Annotated in this window: 19 protein-coding genes and 2 pseudogenes; 15 read left to right on the forward strand and 6 right to left on the reverse strand. The window is 58.9% G+C overall.

Going from position 1 to position 19856, the window contains the following annotated elements:
• Nucleotides 1-112: 112 nt before the first annotated feature.
• From pnuC to HT737_RS02665, 8 genes and pseudogenes are all read left to right on the forward strand, one after another.
• Nucleotides 113-676: a nicotinamide riboside transporter PnuC gene (pnuC, locus tag HT737_RS02630; RefSeq protein ID WP_182401331.1), complete on the forward strand. Its 564-nt coding sequence runs from the start codon at nt 113-115 to the stop codon at nt 674-676.
• The gene (locus tag HT737_RS02635) at nt 673-1197 is read left to right on the forward strand and encodes an AAA family ATPase (protein WP_182401333.1); all 525 of its coding nucleotides are present in this window, start codon (nt 673-675) and stop codon (nt 1195-1197) included. The genes pnuC and HT737_RS02635 overlap by 4 nt, the downstream gene beginning before the upstream one ends.
• A gap of 335 nt (nt 1198-1532) precedes the next feature.
• Nucleotides 1533-1982, forward strand: a complete 450-nt coding sequence (locus tag HT737_RS02640) for a hypothetical protein (RefSeq protein WP_182401335.1) — start codon at nt 1533-1535, stop codon at nt 1980-1982.
• A 1-nt stretch (nt 1983) separates the two neighbouring features.
• On the forward strand, nt 1984-2559 hold the full coding sequence (locus tag HT737_RS02645) for an adhesin (RefSeq protein ID WP_182401337.1): 576 nt from the start codon (nt 1984-1986) through the stop codon (nt 2557-2559).
• Nucleotides 2560-2632: 73 nt separating this feature from the next.
• On the forward strand, nt 2633-3637 hold the full coding sequence (locus HT737_RS02650; protein WP_182401339.1) for a heme utilization protein: 1005 nt from the start codon (nt 2633-2635) through the stop codon (nt 3635-3637).
• A gap of 63 nt (nt 3638-3700) precedes the next feature.
• A complete protein-coding gene (locus tag HT737_RS02655) occupies nt 3701-4381 on the forward strand; it encodes a C39 family peptidase (protein WP_182401341.1) in 681 nt (226 codons plus the stop codon).
• A gap of 44 nt (nt 4382-4425) precedes the next feature.
• The gene (locus tag HT737_RS02660; RefSeq protein ID WP_182401343.1) at nt 4426-5172 is read left to right on the forward strand and encodes a hypothetical protein; all 747 of its coding nucleotides are present in this window, start codon (nt 4426-4428) and stop codon (nt 5170-5172) included.
• Nucleotides 5173-5217: 45 nt separating this feature from the next.
• Nucleotides 5218-6541: pseudogene (locus tag HT737_RS02665) on the forward strand (hypothetical protein).
• An 88-nt stretch (nt 6542-6629) separates the two neighbouring features.
• Here HT737_RS02665 and HT737_RS02670 read toward each other — a convergent pair.
• Nucleotides 6630-7955, reverse strand: a complete 1326-nt coding sequence (locus HT737_RS02670) for a sigma-54 dependent transcriptional regulator (protein WP_121185728.1) — start codon at nt 7953-7955, stop codon at nt 6630-6632.
• Between the two features lie 345 nt (nt 7956-8300).
• Between HT737_RS02670 and HT737_RS02675 the strand changes: the two genes are divergently transcribed.
• The 3 genes and pseudogenes from HT737_RS02675 to nhaB all read left to right on the forward strand — a co-directional run bounded on the left by HT737_RS02675 (nt 8301) and on the right by nhaB (nt 11705).
• Nucleotides 8301-8567 carry a hypothetical protein gene (locus HT737_RS02675; protein ID WP_041064446.1) on the forward strand — a complete coding sequence of 89 codons (267 nt, stop codon included), beginning with the start codon at nt 8301-8303 and terminating at the stop codon, nt 8565-8567.
• A gap of 278 nt (nt 8568-8845) precedes the next feature.
• Nucleotides 8846-10135, forward strand: a complete 1290-nt coding sequence (locus HT737_RS02680; protein WP_182401345.1) for a hypothetical protein — start codon at nt 8846-8848, stop codon at nt 10133-10135.
• Nucleotides 10136-10203: 68 nt separating this feature from the next.
• Nucleotides 10204-11705, forward strand: a pseudogene (gene nhaB, locus HT737_RS02685) (sodium/proton antiporter NhaB).
• A 102-nt stretch (nt 11706-11807) separates the two neighbouring features.
• Here nhaB and HT737_RS02690 read toward each other — a convergent pair.
• Genes HT737_RS02690 through gnd form a run of 3 tightly spaced genes read right to left on the reverse strand, consistent with a single transcriptional unit; the run spans nt 11808 to nt 15136 of the window.
• Entirely contained in the window at nt 11808-12581 is a 774-nt protein-coding gene (locus tag HT737_RS02690; protein WP_182401347.1) for an HAD family hydrolase, read from the reverse strand.
• A 30-nt stretch (nt 12582-12611) separates the two neighbouring features.
• The gene (gene zwf / locus HT737_RS02695) at nt 12612-14135 is read right to left on the reverse strand and encodes a glucose-6-phosphate dehydrogenase (RefSeq protein ID WP_182401349.1); all 1524 of its coding nucleotides are present in this window, start codon (nt 14133-14135) and stop codon (nt 12612-12614) included.
• On the reverse strand, nt 14132-15136 hold the full coding sequence (gene gnd / locus HT737_RS02700) for a phosphogluconate dehydrogenase (NAD(+)-dependent, decarboxylating) (RefSeq protein ID WP_305809626.1): 1005 nt from the start codon (nt 15134-15136) through the stop codon (nt 14132-14134). Before gnd ends, zwf begins: the two co-directional genes overlap by 4 nt.
• Before the next feature lie 249 nt (nt 15137-15385).
• Between gnd and HT737_RS02705 the strand changes: the two genes are divergently transcribed.
• Nucleotides 15386-15568 carry a DUF6026 family protein gene (locus HT737_RS02705; protein WP_041064455.1) on the forward strand — a complete coding sequence of 61 codons (183 nt, stop codon included), beginning with the start codon at nt 15386-15388 and terminating at the stop codon, nt 15566-15568.
• Between the two features lie 199 nt (nt 15569-15767).
• Complete coding sequence (locus tag HT737_RS02710; protein ID WP_182401352.1) at nt 15768-17516, forward strand: phosphoethanolamine transferase CptA; 1749 nt, start codon at nt 15768-15770, stop codon at nt 17514-17516.
• 343 nt (nt 17517-17859) lie between these two features.
• On the opposite strand, the gene galU is transcribed toward HT737_RS02710, so the two are convergent.
• Complete coding sequence (galU, locus tag HT737_RS02715; RefSeq protein WP_007912230.1) at nt 17860-18699, reverse strand: UTP--glucose-1-phosphate uridylyltransferase GalU; 840 nt, start codon at nt 18697-18699, stop codon at nt 17860-17862.
• Between the two features lie 258 nt (nt 18700-18957).
• Here galU and HT737_RS02720 point away from each other — a divergent pair, with 258 nt between their 5' ends.
• Together HT737_RS02720 and HT737_RS02725 are read left to right on the forward strand one after the other, a co-directional pair.
• Nucleotides 18958-19143, forward strand: coding sequence for a hypothetical protein (locus HT737_RS02720; RefSeq protein WP_182401354.1), 186 nt, complete (start codon nt 18958-18960; stop codon nt 19141-19143).
• Nucleotides 19144-19295: 152 nt separating this feature from the next.
• Nucleotides 19296-19583, forward strand: coding sequence for a hypothetical protein (locus HT737_RS02725; RefSeq protein WP_131671764.1), 288 nt, complete (start codon nt 19296-19298; stop codon nt 19581-19583).
• A gap of 3 nt (nt 19584-19586) precedes the next feature.
• Here the strand turns inward: HT737_RS02725 and HT737_RS02730 are convergent, their stop codons facing one another.
• Nucleotides 19587-19817: a hypothetical protein gene (locus HT737_RS02730; RefSeq protein ID WP_121185738.1), complete on the reverse strand. Its 231-nt coding sequence runs from the start codon at nt 19815-19817 to the stop codon at nt 19587-19589.
• Nucleotides 19818-19856: the final 39 nt, after the last annotated feature.

The raw sequence follows: 19856 nt of genomic DNA on the forward strand, positions 1-19856 counted from the left end.
CGTAATGTCAGTCAACATCTGCATTGGTGACATACCGCGTTCGCGAGCAGGCTCGCTCCCACAGGTTTTTGGGTACAATCCGCTCCCTCCTCAATTCTCCCAAGGAACCCCCATGTCCGGGCTTGAACTGTTTGCCGCCGCCCTCGGTGTGATTGCCGTGTGGCTGACGGTCAAACAGAATCCATGGTGCTGGCCGATCGGCCTGGTCATGGTGTTGCTGTACAGCTGGATTTTCTATGACGTGAAGCTGTACTCGGACATGTTGCTGCAAGTGATCTACGCCGCGCTGCAAGTCTACGGCTGGTGGCAATGGACCCGCGCCGGGACAATGCATGACGGACGCGACGTCACACGTCTGGATCGGCGCGCTATTCTGCTCGGCCTGAGTGTGGGCGCATTCGGTAGCCTGCTGCTGGGCGCGGCCATGGCGCACTGGACCGACGCCGCACAACCGTGGCTTGATGCCGCACTGACTGCTTTCAGCCTTGTCGCACAACTCTGGATGGCACAGAAACGCCTGCAATGCTGGGCACTGTGGTTCGTGCTGGATGTGATTTTCGTCGGTCTGTTTCTATATAAGGGCTTGTACCTTACCGCCGCGCTGTATGCCCTGCTCACCCTGATTGCGGTGCAAGGCTGGCGGGAATGGCGCGCCGATCCGGCGTTGCAGCGATGAAGGTGGTTGTCCTCACCGGCCCGGAATCCACCGGCAAGAGCTGGCTGGCCGCAGGCCTTCAGGAGCGCTTCGGCGGCCTGCGGGCGGACGAATACGTGCGCTGGTTCATGGAGCAGAATCCTCGCGATACCTGCCTGAACGACATTCCCGACATCGCCCGTGGACAGTTGCAATGGGAAGATCACGCGCGGGCGCAGCAACCGCGATTGCTGATTCTCGACACCCATTTACTGAGTAATATCCTGTGGAGCCAGACCCTGTTTGGCGACTGCCCGACATGGCTGGAACCCGAGCTGCTGGCGCGGCATTACGACCTGCACCTGCTGCTGTCCCCGGAGCAGATCGACTGGACGGATGACGGCCAACGTTGCCAGCCACAACTGAGCGCACGCCTGGCGTTCTTTCAGGCCACCCATGACTGGCTGGAACAGCACAAGCAGCCGTTGCAGATCATCCAGGGCGATTGGGATCAACGCCGCGTTCAGGCTTTTGAAGCCGTCGCCCGGTTATTGGCTGATTGATCCATTGAATAGCTCCGTTCAGGGCGAAAGTGTCCATTCCTGAAACACCTCTCTGAGCGCAAAGCGGCCAATTCAACGGCCTTCATCATTTTGTCAGGACATCTGTTTCGCCAGTGAAACAGTCCCCGGCAAACCCTTGTCCCAGAGCTTTGCGCCGCCATGGAACCGGTGGGCGTCTGCACGACTGTTTCAGCGTTGAAACAGCTTTTGTATCAACCCTGTGCGGCCCAGCGCCAACCCGTTGAAAATCAACAACAACTCAAAAGCGGCACAGCTTTCGCTCTCTCCTTCCCAACGCTGACAAGAGCCAGCCCACTGAAGAAGGAATTGCCGCCGTGGGGAATATCAATAAAGGCCTGACCTGCCTTCTGCTGATTGGATCAGCCGCCAGCACATTCATCAGTTTCAACGTTCAGGCCGAAGGCAATGGCGTGATCGTTCTCAACCGCGATGTCCAGCCCATTCCAATCGGACGCAGCGGTGGCAAAGACCCGTATCCAACCACGGTCAATGCCAACCCTTCCGATCGAATCCATCAAGCAATGACCAGCACCGAACTCAGTGACGGTGAGTTCGCCAGTGTCGCCAGTGGCGCTTCGATCCGCAGCAACATGATCACGCCGAATTCGGACATGCCCGGCATGAACGTGCTCACCAACCCCAACGGCCTGCCGGGCATGAGTGCCGGCCATGGTGGCGGTGGTGGCGGCGCGATCTCCAACACGATCAATCGCTCGTTGAGTACCGGTCTGGCCCCGCTGACCCGCATGGCTGGAGGTCAATGAGATGAATCGTTCCCTGCTGCTGCTTGCTCTCTTCGGCTGCGCCAGCGTCATGGCCGCCGAGCCCGGTTCAGTCAACAACGCCGACATTCAGGACACCGGTGTGCAGTACCGCGGCAACTTCAACGTCAACCAGGCCGCTGGCGACCAGATGCAACAGACCAATACTAAAGCGATCGCCATCGGCACCAACGCCAGCGCCACAACCATCGTCAGGCAAAAGCTGGATACCCCGGCCAACCCGTCGATGAACGCCAGCGCCACCATTGGCGGCACCTCTTTCAGCAATGGCAACGGAATCCTGGGCGTGAACCAGGGGGCCGGGGCCAACAACCAGATGGCCAACGTGACGCGCGTCAGCATCAGTGCTGCCCCGCAAAGCGTTGACGACAGCGCCCTGTCGCAACAGAACGTGGCGCTTTTACCGAGCTCAGGAGCAACTGGTACCTCACCCGGCAGTCGCCAGGTCACGACAAGTGATCAGGCCTTCACCGGCAGCCGAGGGGTAATCCAGGTGAACCAGAGTGCCGGGGTGGGGAACCGTATGGCTAACACCCTGAGCATCCGGGTCGCTGACTGACCCAAACAACAAAAGCAGTGCAATTAGAAAGTACCAACACTTAACCAACTAATAAGCACGATGGAGAAACACCATGAAAACTACAATGGCTCTCAAACCACTGGTTTTCGCTCTTGCAGCAGTAATGGCAATGGCGGCTCAAGCAGGCGGTAATGATCATGGTAACAATGGTGGTCACGGTCACAACCCTCCTCCACCAAAAGGCCCTACCCTGGAAGAACTGCTGCAAATCGGCGCAGGTGCCGGTGCTGCAGTACTCGACGTGCAGAACAACGCCGACAACACCGTCCTGAACCAGGGCACTCAAAACAACGCCGGCATCAGCGGCTCGCTGAACGGCGCCAACGGTAACGTCGGCGCAAACAACGTGGCCGGTGACGGCAACCAGCAAGACAACGCCGCTGCACTGGCAACCGCCGACGAGAGCTTCATCTTCGGCTCTGCGGTGTCCGCTTCCAGCGCCACTCAAGTCAACAGCAACAACACCGTTGGCAACTACTCCACCACTAACAACGCCGGCATGAACAACGTCGGCAACAGTGGCTCGGGTAACATCGGCGTGAACAACGCTGCCGGCAACTTCAACCAACAGAAAAACAACCTGGCAATCGCAGTGTCCGGTGGTCGTGTAGCGCAAGCCGCTGCCGCCGCCAACCAAAGCACTACCGGTCTGCAAGTCGGCAACAACGGCACTCAGACCTACAAGAAAGATACCCTCACTGGCACCGTCGCCGCCGTCGGCGTATTCGGCGCAGTGGGCACAGCCACCATCAAAGATGACGATCACGGTCACAGCGGTGGCGGTTATGGCAATGACGACAGAGGTCATGGCGGCAATGGCGGTAGCAAAGATCAAAAAGCTACCTTCCAGGCTGTGGGTGCCTTCGGCCTGGCAGGTGTGACCACTCAACAAGTGCTGACCCCAGACGGCTGGAAAAACCCTGTTACCAACAACGCCAGCATGACCAACGTAGGCAACAACTGGTCGGGTAACGGTGGCTTCAACAACGCTGCCGGTGTGGGCAACCAACAAAGCAACTCGCTGTCCATCGCTGCAGGTTGCAAAGCCTGCATGTAATCGCGATCGAAACGAAAGCCCCGGAAACGGGGCTTTTCCTCAGTCCGCAAAGGCGTATCGATCATGCGTAAGACTGCCTTTATCGCCCTGCTTTGCCTGTCCGGCCTGACCCAGGCTGCCCAGATGCCCGTCGCTGCCCTGCCCGGCGGCGTACTCGTCTACAAAAACGTGCAAAGCATCCGTGAGCGCAAGTTTGCCGACATTGTCGAACAGAAAACCGATTTCAGCTGCGGCGCCGCCGCACTGGCCACGGTATTACGCCAGGCCTATTGGCTCGACGTCGATGAGGAGCACATCATCAAAGGCATGCTGGTCAATGCCGACCAGGACCTTGTTCGCACTCAGGGTTTTTCCATGCTGGACATGAAGCGCTACGTAGAAAGCATCGGCATGCGCGCCAGGGGTTACAAGATTCCACCGGAGAAGCTCGACGCAGTCACAATCCCGGTGGTGGTACTGTTGGAAATTCGCGGCTACAAGCATTTCGTGGTACTGCAGCGTTCGGACAAGGATTGGGTTTACATCGGAGATCCCGTCTTAGGCCACAAACGCTACGCCCATGATGACTTTGTCAAAGGTTGGAACGGCATCGTCTTCGCCATCGTCGGCCCCGGTTATGACAAAACCAATGCATTGCGCACACCACCGACTCCGCTGACGGCCAAGAACAAGCTGGATAACTTCAACCCTGTCAAAGATGCTGAATTGATGGACTTCGGGTTCATACAGAGCGACTTCTTTTAATCGCCGATTATAAAGAATGGGGCTGGATGTCCCGGGAGCAGCAGATGAAAACCTCATACTGGCTGGCCGCCGCCTGCCTGGCAGCGAGCGCGTCAGGCTACGCCAATGCAGGGTTCAAACCTATCGAAATCCAGGATCAGGAGCTGTCACAGCTTCGGGGTCGTTACGTCATGCCGGGGCGGATCATCAGCTTCGGCATTGTCATGAGCAGTACCTGGCGCAACGCCAGCGGTGATCTGATCGGCGCTGCGACGTCGATGCAAATCCAGGCCGCCACGATCAAACCGGAATTTTATGTCTCGACCATCAAGGAACAGGGCAACGGCAGCACCCCGACGCCGGGTACTGGCAATGTCATTGGTGGTGCGGCACTCAACAGCACCCAGGGCGTGACCCAGAGCGTACGCGCCGCCGGCGACGGCAACACCGCCAACAACAATGTGGCGATCAACGTGAAAGAGGCCAACACCCCTCCTCCACTGGCCCCCGCACAAGGTCAGGCCCTGATTGCCGGGCAAACCATCGGTGCCAGCAATGCCGCTGGCAACGTCGCCGTTTCGGCCAGCAGCAGTGGCGTGCAAATGGCGATCCAGGCCTCGGGAAATCAGGGCACCGCCCTGCAACAAATCGCCCAGGGCGGCCTGCTGCAGAACACGCGCCTGCTGGGCAGCGCCAACGTGGTCAACAACATGACCCAACTCAATGTTGTACTTAACAATAACGGCATCAGCCCCGGCGCACTGGACTGCAACCTGACTCAACTCAGGGCACTACGCAATATCGGATATTGAACTACGCTGAGTCTCGATCATTGGGCTTAAAGGGACGGCTTATTCATGTATCGATCAGTATCACTGCGTGCCGCTGTATGTTTGAGTACTCTTCTACCTGCGGCGATGCTGCAAGCAGCACCCGACGCAGATGTGGAGACCCTGAAACAGGAACTTCTGGAGCTGAAGCAACGATACGAAGTACAACAAAAGGCCCTGGCGGTGCTCGAACAACGGGTCCGTCAGGTCGAGGATCAACCGGCAGCCCCACAACCCAAACGGCTGGCCAAGTCGCCGTCTGACATGAAAGGCAATCCAAGAGTCGCTACCAGCACCGGCGCGCCCGGGACTGGGGCGGCAGCAGCGTCGGGGGGCGCAGCGGGGGGCAGTGGGGCTTTCTTATGGCCAGTCGCTGGCCGACGATTCGCAACCGGCACAGAGTGTGTCCAACCTCTACGACGAGGCCAGCGGCTTCTTCGGCGGCGGCAAATTCAGCTTTGAAACCGGTGTGACCTACTCGCGTTACGACACCCGGCAGCTGATCCTCAACGGCTTCCTCGCACTGGACTCGATCTTTCTCGGCAACATCAACCTCGACCGGATCAAGGCCGACACCTGGACGTTGGACCTGACCGGCCGCTACAACTTCGACAACCGCTGGCAGTTCGACGTCAACGTACCGGTGGTTTACCGCGAGTCGACCTACCAGTCCGGTGGCGGCAACGGTGGTGCATCGAACGTCACGACGGAACAGGATGTTTCGCGTGATCCAACCATCGGCGACGTCAACTTCGGTATCGCCTACAAGTTCCTCGACGAGTCGGTCAACACCCCGGACGCCGTGGTCACCCTGCGAGTCAAGGCGCCAACCGGCAAGGATCCGTTCGGGATCAAATTGCGCCAGACCGATGCCAACTCCAACCTGTTCGTGCCTGATACCTTGCCCACCGGTAACGGCGTCTGGTCGATCACTCCCGGGGTTTCGCTGGTCAAGACGTTCGACCCGGCGGTGTTGTTCGGCAGCCTGTCCTACACCCACAACCTGGAGGAGTCGTTTGACGACATCAGTGCCACCGTCAATCAGAAAACGCCAGGCAAGGTCAGCATTGGCGACAGCTTCCAGATCGGCGCCGGTATCGCGTTTGCACTCAACGAAAAGATGAGTATGTCGTTTTCGATGTCTGATCTGGTGCAACGCCGCAGCAAACTCAAACCCGATGGCGGGGATTGGCAATCGGTGGTGTCCAGTGACGCCAACGCGGGTTACTTCAACGTCGGCATGACCATTGCCGCCACGGATAACCTCACCATCGTACCCAACCTGTCGATCGGCATGACCCCGGATGCCCCGGACTTCTCCTTCAGCCTGAAATTCCCGTACTACTTCTAAAGCGAAAGATCGCAGCCTGCGGGCAGCTCCTACAGGGGATTACAACTGTAGGAGTCGTCGCAGGCTGCGATCTTTTGATCTTTGGTTTCTAGCGAATCTGATGTTTGTGCAGCAGGCGATAAAACGTTGGCCGGGAGACCCCAAGCACTTTCGCTGCGACGCTGAGGTTGTCGCTGTGCCGGTTCAATACATCGCACAAGGCCTGGCGTTCGGCCCGGGTCTTGTAGTCTTCAAGCGTGCCCATCGGCGTGGAGACTGAGTGCTGACTGATCAACCCCAGATCCCGGGCTTCAATTTGCCGCCCCTCCGCCAGCACCAGACCCCGTCGCACGCGGTTGGCCAGCTCGCGCACATTACCCGGCCAGTCGTGCTTGCCCATGGCGATCAACGCATCCTCGCTGAAGCTGCGTGGACGGCGGCCGGTTTCATGGCTGTAGAAATGAGAAAAGTGGTTGGCCAGCATCGACAGATCACCGTGTCGCTCGCGTAATGGCGCGGTTACCACTTGCAGCACATTGAGGCGGTAATACAGGTCTTCGCGAAAGCGTTTTTTCTCGATGGCGGCTTCCAGGTCGACGTGGGTGGCCGCGAGGACGCGCACATCCACCGGAATCGGCTGGCTGCCACCGACACGCTCAATGTGTTTCTCCTGCAGGAAACGCAGCAGATTGGCCTGCAATTCCAGCGGCAAATCGCCGATTTCATCGAGAAACAGCGTGCCACCGTTGGCCGCTTCGATGCGCCCGACCTTGCGCTGATGGGCACCGGTAAAGGCACCTTTTTCGTGGCCAAACAGTTCGGACTGAATCAAGTGTTCGGGAATCGCCCCGCAATTGATCGCCACAAACGGCTTGCTGTGGCGCTGGGACTGGCGGTGCAGCGTGCGCGCGACCAGTTCTTTGCCGGTACCGCTTTCACCGCGGATCAATACCGGGGACTCGGTCGGCGCCAGTTTGCTCAACAGTTTTCGCAGCTCGCGGATCGGCTTGCTGTCGCCGAGCAACTCGTGTTCCGGCTGATCGACGTGAATCGTGCCTTGTCCACGCAAACGCGCCATGCCGAACGCGCGCCCAAGGGTCACCTGGACCCGCGAGACATCGAACGGCAATGTATGGAAATCGAAAAACCATTCGCAGACGAAGTCGCCAACGTTCTGCAACCGCAGGACCTCCTGATTCAGCACCGCGATCCACTCGGTGCCGCTGCGGCTGATCAGTTCCTTGACAGCTTCCGGGCGCTCGAGGTGAAAGGGTTGCAATCTGAGCAGGCCGACGTCGCATGGCCGATCGGCGGCATTTTCCAGGGTACAGCTGTCGACATCCCAGCCCACCGCGCGCAATCCGGGTAACAGGCGGTGACAGTCGTCACAGGGGTCGACTACCAATAAACGTCGTAACGCTGGCGCTTCGATCATGACTGTTCCTTGGCGCCAAATTTGAGGAAATTATTGTAAAAACAGTCATTTGGCAGACCCGACTGTAACATTAGCAAGAAATTGACAGGGGCTTGTATCGATTGCTTATAGGCGTACAAGCTAAAGAGTTATAAGAAGCCGGGTTATTAGTTAGCTATCGAGTTGCGCTCTTTCGCCAGGCTTTTAAAAACTGTCGAAATCCTGAGCATTAGCAATAAAGTTGAAATTTCTCCGTTTCGTGTGTGACCTGCTTCGGGGTTGCGTGCATCAGTACAAGTAACCAGCCGAACGGTAAGCCCAACCGACGGCACATCACTTGATTGGGCACGACAGAGAGAAGACCCCATGACCGCCCCGCTCCGTATCAACGAAGCTCTTTTGATTGCCAACCACGCATTTAAACCTTTCCAGTGCGTGGCCTGGGCCCCACAAGACGGCAACGGCGAACTGAACCTGACCGTCATCGACCGTACCAACTCGCATATCGGCCGCAAGCAGATTCCAAGCAGCGCTTACTCCGACCCGGCGCAGCTGGAACAACTGCTGCAGCAGGCACGCGCCGAACTGAGCGAAGAAGGTTACCTGTTGCAATCGTGGTCGATGCCGCACTGATCAGAAGGTAATGCGGACGACATCCAGTCGTCCGCCCTGCTCTTTTTATTTATCTGTTGCTGTTTATCTCCAGTACGTTTGTACAACTTTCTTTAAAGCGTCAGGCGACACTGCTTGGCAGGCTTTCATTTGGTTCAAAAAGACACTGTTCTGGCACAGTGCGACCCTCCACCTGTTAGTTATGTCAGTTGTACTTCGGCGTATTCAGGGATTGAATGTTTCGCTCATGCGGTTACCCACCCGATCCGGGCCTGGTCAACTTGCAAGGAGAAGCATGCATGTCACCCGAGAACGCCGTTGCGCTCCCGCCGTCAAAGACTCACGCCGGGCAACTCGACAGAGATTTTGCCCACTCCGGCATTGCCCAAGTGTATTTCGCCGGCAACGTGTCGAGCATGACTCAAGGCCTGGCCCTCGATCCACAAGGCCGGGTGTTGGTGGCTGCCAAGATTGGCACTGCCGCAGGCAGCCGTTTCGGGTTGGCGCGAATGCTTCCCGACGGTTCTGCCGATCTCGGCTTCGGCGCTCAAGGCAGCGTGATCGGCGAATTCGCCCCCGGATTCGAAGCCATGGGTGCCAAGGTGCAAGTGTTGCCAGACGGACGCATTCTGCTGGCCGGCCTGCATTATGAGAACGCTCACCGTACCCTGCCCGCCTGCGCCCGATTCACGGCTGACGGCTTGCCTGACCCATCGTTTGGCGACAATGGTCGACAAGTCGTGCGCCTGCCGGGCGACCTGTCCGTCGGGTCTCGGGATAGCTGGCTTCCGCCCGGAGTGCCGGGGGCCGAAGCGTGCGACTTCGCGGTGCAGGACGACGGGCACATTCTGCTGATTGCCAATCACCACTTCGAATTGGCCGACCATGCCGGCATGCTGATTCGTCTGACTCCAGACGGCACCCTCGATCCCGGCTTCAATGGCCGTGGTTTCGTGATGATCCGTCACCTGCTGCTCAACACCTGGCTCAACAGCCTGCTGCTGCAAGAGGATGGGCGCATCATCGTTGCCGGCGCCATTGACTTTCCTCAGGAAGGTCTGGTGGCACGTTATCTGCCCGACGGACGTCTGGATGAGCGCTTTGCGGTGGACGGTTTCCTCGCCTTCAAGGCCCACGGACAAAGCGCGATGGTCAGTCAGGTGCTGCATTCGATGGAGCATCTGCATTGCTTTGGCAGCAGCCGCGACCCGATCCGCTGCATGGCGCTGAGCCTGCACCCCAACGGTCGCCCGGAGTTGCGCAACCATGCCGGCCACCCGCATCTGCTGGAGATCGGCCCCAGTGGCTGCCAGTGGAGCGCGGCGCAGTGCATGACCGATGGCCGCATCATTGCGGTGGGCGCGACGATTGGCGGTATCGAGGCCGATTTCATCGTTGCGCGCTACCTGCCCGACGGCCAACTCGACCGCGAGTTCGGTAACGGCCACGGCTGGTTGCGCACGCGACTGGGACGCAGCCTGGATATCGCCAACTCACTGGCGGTGCAGGCCGATGGACACATCCTGGTCGGCGGCTATTCTCTGGACGGCAACTACCGGGCCATGATTGCCCGCTATATGAATCAATAATCCCCCGAGACTTGAACTTGCCAGTCACTTGCGGCACTTTGCGCGCTTCTTAATACAAGGAGCAACCGATGTCCGGTTCACTGGCCCAGGCCTTCGCGCATAATTTCCTCGGGCACTCGCCCCGCTGGTACAAGGCGAGCATCGTCGCTTCCTGATCCTCAATGCCGTGGTGCTATTTACCGTCGGACCGGTCGCCGCTGGCTGGCTGCTGGTGATCGAATTCATTTTCACACTGGCCATGGCCCTCAAGTGCTATCCGTTGATGCCCGGCGGCTTGTTGTTGATTGAAGCCCTGCTGCTGAAGATGACCACGCCGCAGGCGCTATACGATGAGTTGGTGCACAACTTCCCGGTGATCCTGTTGCTGATGTTCATGGTCGCCGGCATTTACTTCATGAAGGATCTGCTGCTGTTTCTGTTCTCGCGGCTGCTGCTGGGCGTACGCTCCAAGGCGATTCTGGCGCTGATGTTCTGCTTCCTCTCGGCGTTTCTGTCGGCGTTTCTCGATGCCCTGACTGTGACGGCGGTGATCATCAGCGCCGCCGTCGGCTTCTATTCGGTTTACCACCGTGTGGCCTCGGGCAACGATCCGCGTCAGGAAAGCGAGTTCAGCGACGACCGACACTTGCCGGTGCTGCACCATGACGACCTGGAACAGTTTCGGGCGTTTCTGCGCAGCCTGCTAATGCATGGCGCTGTGGGCACCGCACTCGGTGGCGTCTGCACCTTGGTGGGCGAACCGCAGAACCTGTTGATCGGCCATGAGATGGGTTGGCACTTCGCGGCATTTTTCCAGAAAGTCGCGCCGGTCTCGTTGCCGGTGCTGGTGGCCGGGCTGGCGACCTGCGTACTGCTGGAAAAACTGCGCTGGTTTGGCTATGGCACCCTGCTGCCGGACAACGTCCGCGCCGTGCTGGCCAATTACGCCGCCGAAGATGACGCCGAACGCACTCCACGTCAGCGTGCCGCGCTGCTGGTGCAAGGCACTGCTGCGTTGATTCTGATTGGCTGCCTGGCGTTTCACGTTGCCGAGGTTGGCTTGATCGGCCTGATGGTGATCGTGTTGATCACCGCGTTTACCGGCATCACCGACGAACACCGTCTGGGCAACGCATTCAAGGACGCCATGCCGTTCACCGCGTTGCTGGTGGTGTTTTTTGCCGTGGTGGCAGTGATTCACGATCAACAACTGTTCGCGCCGCTGATCCAGTGGGTGCTGGCACTGCCGGCGGAGCAACAGCCGGGCATGCTGTTCATTGCCAACGGTCTGCTCTCGGCGATCAGCGATAACGTGTTCGTCGCCACGATCTACATCACCGAAGTGAAACAGGCTTTCCTGTCCGGGCACATGAGCCGCGAGCATTTCGAGACGCTGGCCATCGCGATCAACACCGGCACCAACCTGCCGAGCGTGGCGACGCCAAACGGTCAGGCTGCGTTCCTGTTCCTGCTGACCTCGGCGATTGCCCCGCTGGTACGCCTGTCGTACGGGCGGATGGTGTGGATGGCATTGCCATACACCGTGGTGATGGGCTTGCTGGGCTGGTACGCTGTCAGCTACTGGCTCTGACAACAACCTCATGCAGGAGCTGCCGAAGGCTGCGATCTGTCGATCTTGCTGCATAAAAAAACAAGATCAAAAGATCGCTGCCTGCGGCAGCTCCTACAAATGTTACTTGAGGATGTACTTCTCGATCGCCAGGGCTACGCCATCTTGGGTGTTTGGCGCAGTCACCACATCAGCCTGACGCTTCACTGCCTCTTCCGCCTGCCCCATGGCTATCGACAATCCCGCGCAATGGAACATCGCCGGGTCGTTACCGCCATCGCCAATCGCCGCCGTCTGCTCCAGCGGGATGCCCAGATGCGCAGCAATCGTCGACAGCGCGGTGCCCTTGTTGGCCTCCAGCGCCGTCACGTCCAGATAAACCGGTTGCGAACGCGAGACCTGAGCCATGCCGTTGACCTTGGGCAGCAGGCGCGCCTCAAGTTCAATCAGCAAATCCGTGTTGTTGCTGGTCGCGACGATCTTGTCGATGCGCTCCAGATACGGCTCGAAACTCTCGACCACCACCGGCGGATAACCGAGGCCGTGCTGTTCGCGCGGCACCATCGGCCCGTGCGGATCCTTGAGCAGCCAGTCGCCACCGCTGAACACCCAGATTTCCACTTCCGGCTGGTCGGCGAACAACGCCAAAGCAATCAACGCCGTCGGCACCGGCAGGTAATGCGCCACCAACACGCTGCCGTCCGGATTGACGATGGTGCCGCCATTGAACGCGGCGGTCGGCAGGTCGACCCCCAAGGCTTCGATCTGCTGCAACATGGCCTTGGGTGGGCGTCCGGTGGCCAGGCTGAACAACACACCCGCCTCGCGCAGCGAACGCACTGCATCAATGGTGCGCTGACTCAGGCTGTGATCGGGCAGCAACAGCGTGCCGTCCATGTCACTCAATAAAAAAACGGATCGACTCCCTCATCCCAGGCCATGCCAGACGCGACCATCGCGAGTCAGCAGATCGTTGGCAGCTTGTGGACCGTCTTCCCCGGCGGCGTATGTCTGGACGCTCGCGTCCTGCTGCCAGGCATCAAGGAACGGTTGCACTGCGCGCCAGCCGTTCTCGATGTTGTCGGCGCGCTGGAACAGCGTCTGGTCGCCGGTCAGGCAGTCGTAGATCAGCGTTTCGTAACCGGTGGATGGCTGCATTTCGAAGAAATCCTTGTACGCGAACCCCAGCTCGATGTTGGCCATGTTCAACGCCGGCCCCGGCCGTTTGGCCAGCAGGTCGAACCACATGCCTTCGTTGGGCTGGATCTGGATACGCAGATACGTCGGCTGCAGTTCATCGACTTCGGTGTCGCGGAACTGCGCATACGGCGCCGGTTTGAAGCAGATGACGATTTCGGTGTCGCGCACGCTCATGCGTTTGCCGGTGCGCAGGTAGAACGGCACGCCAACCCAGCGCCAGTTGTCGATCATGACTTTCAACGCGACGTAGGTTTCGGTGTTGCTGTCAGGCGACACGTTGGCTTCCTGGCGATAGCCATTCAACGCTTTGCCATCGACTTCGCCGGCGCTGTATTGACCGCGTACCGAATTGGCCCGTGCCTCTTCGACGCTCCACGGGCGGATCGCGCCGACCACTTTGGCCTTTTCACCGCGCACGGCGTCAGCGCCAAACGCAGCCGGCGGCTCCATGGCAACCATCGCCAACAACTGGAACAGATGATTGGGCACCATGTCGCGCAGCGCACCGGTGTGTTCGTAAAAACTGCCACGGGTTTCAACGCCGACGGTTTCCGCGGCGGTGATTTGCACGTGGTCGATGTAATGGTTGTTCCAGAACGCTTCGAACAAGCTGTTGGAGAACCGGCTGACCAGAATGTTCTGCACGGTTTCCTTGCCCAGATAATGGTCGATCCGATAGATCTGTTTCTCGGACATGACCTTGAGCAGGCAGGCGTTCAAGGCTTCGGCAGTGTGCAGGTCGGAACCGAACGGTTTCTCGATCACCACCCTTCTGAACGCTTCGGGGGTTTCTTCCAGCAGTTTGGCGGCGCCGAGGCGGCGTACCACTTCACTGAAAAAACGTGGCGCGGTGGCCAGGTAGAACACCGCGTTGCCCGTGCCACTGTCGGCGATTTTTGCCGCCAGCGCGGAATAGGTGCTGTCATCCAGGAAATCGCCCTGGACGTAGCTGATACCTTTGGCGAGCTTGGCCCACAAGGCCGGATCAAGCATCTGATCGCCCTTGCCGACCTTCGCCGCCACTTCGGTACGGATGAAGTCTTCGAGTTTTTGCGCGAAGGCCTCATCGGTAATGGCGTTGTGGTCAACGCCGACGATCCGCAGATTCTCGTCAAGCAAGCCGTCGCGACTGAGGTTGTACAGCGCCGGCATCAGCAAGCGCTTGACCAGGTCGCCGTGGGCACCGAACAAAAATAGCGTGGTCGGTGGTGCGGGTTCTGCCTTGGATTTTCTGCGGATCGTTTGGGTCATTTCTTCGGTGTCTCCACGTGGCCGCCGAAGCCGAAGCGCTGGGCCGAGAGGATCTTGTCGCCAAAGGTGCCCTGGCCACGCGAGCGGTAGCGCGAGAACAGCGAGTTCGACAGCACCGGAACCGGCACCGCTTGCTCCATGGCCGCTTCGATGGTCCATTGACCTTCGCCGCTGTCCGCCACCGAACCGGAAAATCCGTCGAGCTTCGGATCGCTGGCCAGCGCGTCGGCGGTCAGGTCGAGCAGCCAAGAGGATACGACGCTGCCACGACGCCAGACTTCAGCGATGTCGGCCACGTTCAGGTCGAAACGCTGATCTTCCGGCAGGCGCTCGCTGGATTTGGTCTTGAGGATGTCGAAGCCCTCGGCGAAGGCAGCCATCATGCCGTACTCGATGCCGTTGTGAATCATCTTCACGAAGTGCCCGGCACCGGCGGGACCGGCGTGGATGTAGCCGTGCTCGGCGCGGTGATCCTCGGACTTGCGGTCCTTGGTGCGCGGAATCTCGCCCATGCCCGGCGCCAGAGCGGCGAACAGCGGGTCGAGACGGTTCACGGTCTCGGCATCACCGCCGATCATCATGCAGTAACCGCGCTCCAGGCCCCAGACGCCGCCGGAGGTGCCAACGTCGATGTAGTGCAGACCTTTTTCGGCGAGGGTCTTGGCCCGGCGAATGTCATCCTTATAGTTGGTGTTGCCGCCATCGATGATGGTGTCGCCGGCTTCCAGCAAATCGCTCAGGGTGTTGATGGTGTCTTCGGTCGGCGCACCGGCCGGCAGCATGACCCACACGGCACGTGGCTTGGCCAGGCCGGCGACCAGCGCAGGCAGATCGGCAACGCCCGTGGCGCCCTCGGCGGCCAGGGTGTCGACAAAGGCGGTATTGCGGTCGTAAACAACGGTGGTGTGACCGTTGAGCATCAGACGCCGCGCAATATTGCCGCCCATGCGGCCCAGTCCAATAATCCCGAGTTGCATGTGCTGATGCTCCTTACTACAAATAAATGTGTGTCATTGGTTATAGCCCAACGCGACTAATGGAGGTTAGTCCAGAGCGTCGGGCCGAAGTTTCCGGGCATTGTGCCCGATCCAGACTGATAACGCCCCGAATCATGCCGAAGACACACCGACCATGAAAAATAAAAAAGTTCCATTCACGGGCAAAAGAAATCAAAATTGGCGCCGATAGCAGATCTGTAGCCCGGCACCGGGACAATCTGCAGTTGAGACACGCCATTTGCGAGGTGAGCAATGGGCACAGTACACACAGCAATGCCGCCACAAACCCTGTATGTCACGATCCGTCGCGATGAATTGCGCCAGTTGAAGGACGAGCGCGACCAGTTGAAGCAGGAGCTGGCGCAATTGCGCTCGCTGACCCAGGGCGCTCAGCCCAAACCTCTGCCGGTTGTCCAGCGTCAACCGCACGCCTGACCTGCCCCGCCAGCTTCGGGAACGGCGCCTGTCGTTCCCGTCATGATCCGCTCCCGCCAGCAATCAGCAACTAACGAAGTTTTCACATTGCGTTCGTGATACTCGCGCCCATTCTGGCCGTGCGTTTGCGCGCGGCTTCCGTTCGTCGGTTTGATGTAGTGTTCCGGCGGTGGTTAGTGACGATGAGCTGGAGTGCTGAATGGCATTGTTCAAACGCAGCAAAACGACTGCGACAGGTTTCGACTGGGCCGGGGTTCTCTGGCTCTTTGCTTTTTTCTGGTACTTCTCGGGCATCACCCAACTGTTGATCCAACTGACCGGCACCTCCGGTTTCAGCGGTTTCCGTCAGGCCTTCGTGATGAGTGCGCTGTGGCTCGCCCCGATGCTGGCGTTTCCCAAACGCACCAAACTGCTGGCTGCGCTGATCGGTATCGTCCTGTGGGCCTGTTCCATGGCCAGCCTGGGCTACTTCTTCATCTATCAGCAGGAGTTCTCGCAAAGCGTCATCTTCATCATGTTCGAGTCGAACGTGTCGGAAGCCGGCGAGTACATGACCCAGTACTTTGCCTGGTGGATGATCCCGGCGTTCCTCGCGCATACCGCTTTCGCCTACTTTCTCTGGACACGCCTGCGCCCGGTGTACATGCCCCGTGGCCGCGCCTACGTTGCGGCGCTGGCAATCCTGATTGCCGTGGTCGGCTATCCGCTGATCAAGCAGACCCAGCGCACCGGCAGTTTCGCCGGCGGCTTCGAGAAGTTCGAAGACCGCATCGAGCCGGCGGTGCCTTGGCAAATGGCCGTGGCTTACCACCGATACCTCGACACTCTGGCCGGCATGCAGGACATGCTGCACAGTGCAAGCAAGGTCCCGCCGCTGCATAACCTCAAGGCTGCCGACGCGGATAAACCGTCGACGCTGGTGCTGGTGATCGGCGAATCGACCAACCGCCAGCGTATGAGCCTGTATGGCTATGGCCGCAAGACCACGCCGGAACTGGACAAACTCAAGGATCAGCTCGCGGTGTTCGACAACGTCATCACTCCGCGCCCGTATACCATTGAGGCGTTGCAGCAGGTGCTGACCTTCGCCGACGAAGAAAATCCGGACTTATACCTGTCCACGCCGTCACTGGTCAGCATGATGAAACAGGCCGGCTACAAGACCTTCTGGATCACCAACCAGCAGACCATGACCAAGCGCAACACCATGCTCACGACCTTCTCCGAACAGGCCGACGAGCAGGTGTACCTGAACAACAACCGCAACCAGAACGCCGCGCAGTACGACGGTGACGTAATTGAGCCGTTCAACAAGGCGCTGAGCGACCCGGCGCAGCGCAAGTTGATCGTCGTGCATCTGCTCGGCACGCACATGAGCTATCAGTACCGCTATCCGCCGACCTTCGACAAGTTCCAGGACCGTACCGGCGTGCCGGCCGGTGTGCGTGACGATCAGGTGCCGACCTACAACAGCTACGACAACGCCGTGCTGTACAACGATTTCGTGGTATCGAGCCTGATCAAGGACTACGCCAAGTCCGATCCGAATGGTTTCCTGCTGTACCTCTCCGACCACGGTGAAGATGTGTTTGACTCGGTCGGCCACAACACCCTCGGCCGTAACGAGAACAAACCGACGGCACCGATGTACACCATCCCGTTCATGGCCTGGGCATCGCCGAAATGGCGCGAGAACCATGACTGGAACTTTGCCGCCGACCTGAGCCGGCCGTACAGCAGCTCGCATCTGATCCACACTTGGGCAGACATGGCCGGTTTGAGTTTCGATGAACTGGACCGCAGCAAGAGCCTGGTCAGCGACAGCTTCAAACCGCGTCCGCTGATGATCGGCAACCCGTACGAACGCGAGCAGCGCGCCCTGATCGACTTCAGCCTGATGAAGCCGAAGAAGGTCGAACCCACCGCAGCGAATGTCGTGCAGCAGTAACCGCCTGGAAGGCGCCGGTTTCGAGAGATCGCAATCGGAGTAACGCATAAAGAAAAAGCTCCGTATCGCAAGATACGGAGCTTTTTTCGTTCTGGGCGGACCGGTTGCCCGTTTGCCCGGGGCCCTGCAGTGCCGCCTGAAGGGAATCGGGGCAGCGAGCAAGCATGCCCGCCACCCTCCCCCGTTAAAAAGCAGCCAGCACGCTCAGAAGGCTTCAGCCAATCGCGCCGCCAGGCCCAAGGTTTTTTCCAGCACAAAAGCAAACGCCCCGAACAAGTCGGGGCGTTTGTGGGTGCATTCGCTTGGGTGCTTTCACACCCTTCGCGTTGCAGATCCGGCGTTATCAGTAAGCCTTGCCGGTCTTGTAGAAGTTCTCGAAGCAGAAGTTGGTCGCTTCGATGTAGCCTTCGGCGCCACCGCAGTCAAAACGCTTGCCCTTGAACTTGTAGGCCATGACGCAGCCGTTCTGGGCCTGCTTCATCAGGGCGTCGGTGATCTGGATTTCACCGCCCTTGCCTGGCTCGGTCTGTTCGATCAGGTCGAAGATGTCCGGCGTCAGGATGTAACGACCAATGATCGCCAGGTTCGACGGTGCGTCTTCCGGCTTTGGCTTCTCGACCATGCTGTGTACGCGGTAGATGTCGTCGCGGATCATCTCGCCGGCGATCACGCCGTACTTGCTGGTTTCCTGCGGGTCGACTTCCTGAATGGCGATGATCGAGCAGCGGAACTGCTTGTACAGCTTGACCATCTGGGTCAGTACGCCGTCGCCTTCGAGGTTGACGCACAGGTCGTCCGCCAGTACCACGGCGAAGGGTTCGTCACCGATCAGCGGGCGACCGGTGAGGATCGCGTGGCCCAGACCTTTCATTTCGGTCTGACGGGTATAGGAGAACGAGCACTCATCGAGCAGCTTGCGGATGCCGACCAGGTATTTTTCCTTGTCGGTGCCCTTGATCTGGTTTTCCAGCTCATAGCTGATGTCGAAGTGGTCTTCCAGAGCGCGCTTGCCACGACCGGTCACGATCGAGATTTCAGTCAGGCCAGCGTCCAGAGCTTCTTCAACGCCGTACTGGATCAGTGGCTTGTTTACCACCGGCAGCATTTCTTTGGGCATGGCTTTAGTCGCTGGCAGGAAGCGAGTACCGTAACCGGCTGCTGGGAACAAGCATTTCTTGATCATATAAGTCCTTGAAAGGGCTGTGTGTACGAGTTTCGGCGCAGTCTAATCAGGCGGCGTGCACCTTACAATGCCCCGCACTGGCTAACCGATGCCAACATAGAGAAATATTCTCGCCGATAGTTCCGTTGGCAACTTCGACCCGCGAAAACAGAGTAGCTCAAACACGCAAATGCGCTGCATCACTCTACGCTCATCATCCCCCAATGTGAGGATTTGTCGGTATCATGGCGCCTTTGAACCAGCGAACGAGACAGATAGATGGCCGCGGTAAAAATCATCAACGGGTATGTGATCGACAAGAAAGACGGCAAGTGGAACCTGGCCACGACCAATGGCGAACACATCGCCGGGCCTTTCGACAGCGAGCAGCTGGCGACTGATGTGGCGTCGGTGTTCACTGACACCCCTGCGTCGTCCAAACGCCGTGGCAAAGATCAGGACTGACCGGTTGAGACACGCGCCGAGCCCTGCCCTTGCGCAGGGCTTTTTTGTGGCCGCTCGCAAACCCGATGAAAACAAGTGGCCAATAGCTATAACCTTTTCACTCCGGCGCTGTCAGAGCGTTTAGCCCCTCCCTCGCTGAAGACGAAACACTTATGAACATGAACAAAATGCTGCCGCTGATCGCGGTATTGGCCCTGGGTGGCTGTGCCACCTCGCAAACCACCTACCTGAACAACGGCGAACAGGGTTTGAGTATCGACTGCTCCGGGGAAGCCAACTCCTGGGCCACCTGCTACGAAAAAGCCGATGCTTCCTGCGCGGGCACCGGTTATCGCATTGTCGGTACCGACGGCACACCGGCACCCAAGGAGAGCGACAAGACCCTGGGGGTCGATGTCGGCAACTATAAAAACCGCAGCGTGGTGGTGGTCTGCAAATAGACCCTACATGTGGATCTCGGCGAACTTGATCCCGAGCCCGCGCACGATCTCGATCAGATCGTCGAGCCGGGCGAAGGATTCGACTTCGTCGTTTTCGTCGACCAGAAAATAGCTGCGACCGGCGCTCTTCTTGAAAAACACGATCCACTCACCCGAGTTCGCCGGATTCTGAATCACATGCGTGGCAGAGATAAGGCCCTCTGCATGCCGTTCCCGTACTTGCTCTCGCTTCATGCGCGACTCCAGAAATGAGAATGCCGCCACAGCATGACT

Source organism: Pseudomonas sp. MD195_PC81_125 (assembly GCF_014060985.1).
In the GTDB taxonomy this organism is placed as follows: domain Bacteria; phylum Pseudomonadota; class Gammaproteobacteria; order Pseudomonadales; family Pseudomonadaceae; genus Aquipseudomonas; species Aquipseudomonas parakoreensis.

Bases quoted from the DNA above. Each gene is read 5' to 3' on its own strand.
- HT737_RS02725 (WP_131671764.1), top strand. From the start codon at position 19,296: ATGAACATGAACAAAATGCTGCCGCTGATCGCGGTATTGGCCCTGGGT.
- HT737_RS02730 (WP_121185738.1), bottom strand. From the start codon at position 19,817: ATGAAGCGAGAGCAAGTACGGGAACGGCATGCAGAGGGCCTTATCTCT.
- HT737_RS02660 (WP_182401343.1), top strand. From the start codon at position 4,426: ATGAAAACCTCATACTGGCTGGCCGCCGCCTGCCTGGCAGCGAGCGCG.
- zwf (WP_182401349.1), bottom strand. From the start codon at position 14,135: ATGACCCAAACGATCCGCAGAAAATCCAAGGCAGAACCCGCACCACCG.
- HT737_RS02635 (WP_182401333.1), top strand. From the start codon at position 673: ATGAAGGTGGTTGTCCTCACCGGCCCGGAATCCACCGGCAAGAGCTGG.
- HT737_RS02645 (WP_182401337.1), top strand. From the start codon at position 1,984: ATGAATCGTTCCCTGCTGCTGCTTGCTCTCTTCGGCTGCGCCAGCGTC.
- HT737_RS02655 (WP_182401341.1), top strand. From the start codon at position 3,701: ATGCGTAAGACTGCCTTTATCGCCCTGCTTTGCCTGTCCGGCCTGACC.
- pnuC (WP_182401331.1), top strand. From the start codon at position 113: ATGTCCGGGCTTGAACTGTTTGCCGCCGCCCTCGGTGTGATTGCCGTG.
- HT737_RS02705 (WP_041064455.1), top strand. From the start codon at position 15,386: ATGGGCACAGTACACACAGCAATGCCGCCACAAACCCTGTATGTCACG.
- HT737_RS02670 (WP_121185728.1), bottom strand. From the start codon at position 7,955: ATGATCGAAGCGCCAGCGTTACGACGTTTATTGGTAGTCGACCCCTGT.
- HT737_RS02650 (WP_182401339.1), top strand. From the start codon at position 2,633: ATGAAAACTACAATGGCTCTCAAACCACTGGTTTTCGCTCTTGCAGCA.
- HT737_RS02710 (WP_182401352.1), top strand. From the start codon at position 15,768: ATGGCATTGTTCAAACGCAGCAAAACGACTGCGACAGGTTTCGACTGG.
- galU (WP_007912230.1), bottom strand. From the start codon at position 18,699: ATGATCAAGAAATGCTTGTTCCCAGCAGCCGGTTACGGTACTCGCTTC.
- HT737_RS02680 (WP_182401345.1), top strand. From the start codon at position 8,846: ATGTCACCCGAGAACGCCGTTGCGCTCCCGCCGTCAAAGACTCACGCC.
- HT737_RS02675 (WP_041064446.1), top strand. From the start codon at position 8,301: ATGACCGCCCCGCTCCGTATCAACGAAGCTCTTTTGATTGCCAACCAC.
- HT737_RS02720 (WP_182401354.1), top strand. From the start codon at position 18,958: ATGGCCGCGGTAAAAATCATCAACGGGTATGTGATCGACAAGAAAGAC.
- HT737_RS02690 (WP_182401347.1), bottom strand. From the start codon at position 12,581: ATGGACGGCACGCTGTTGCTGCCCGATCACAGCCTGAGTCAGCGCACC.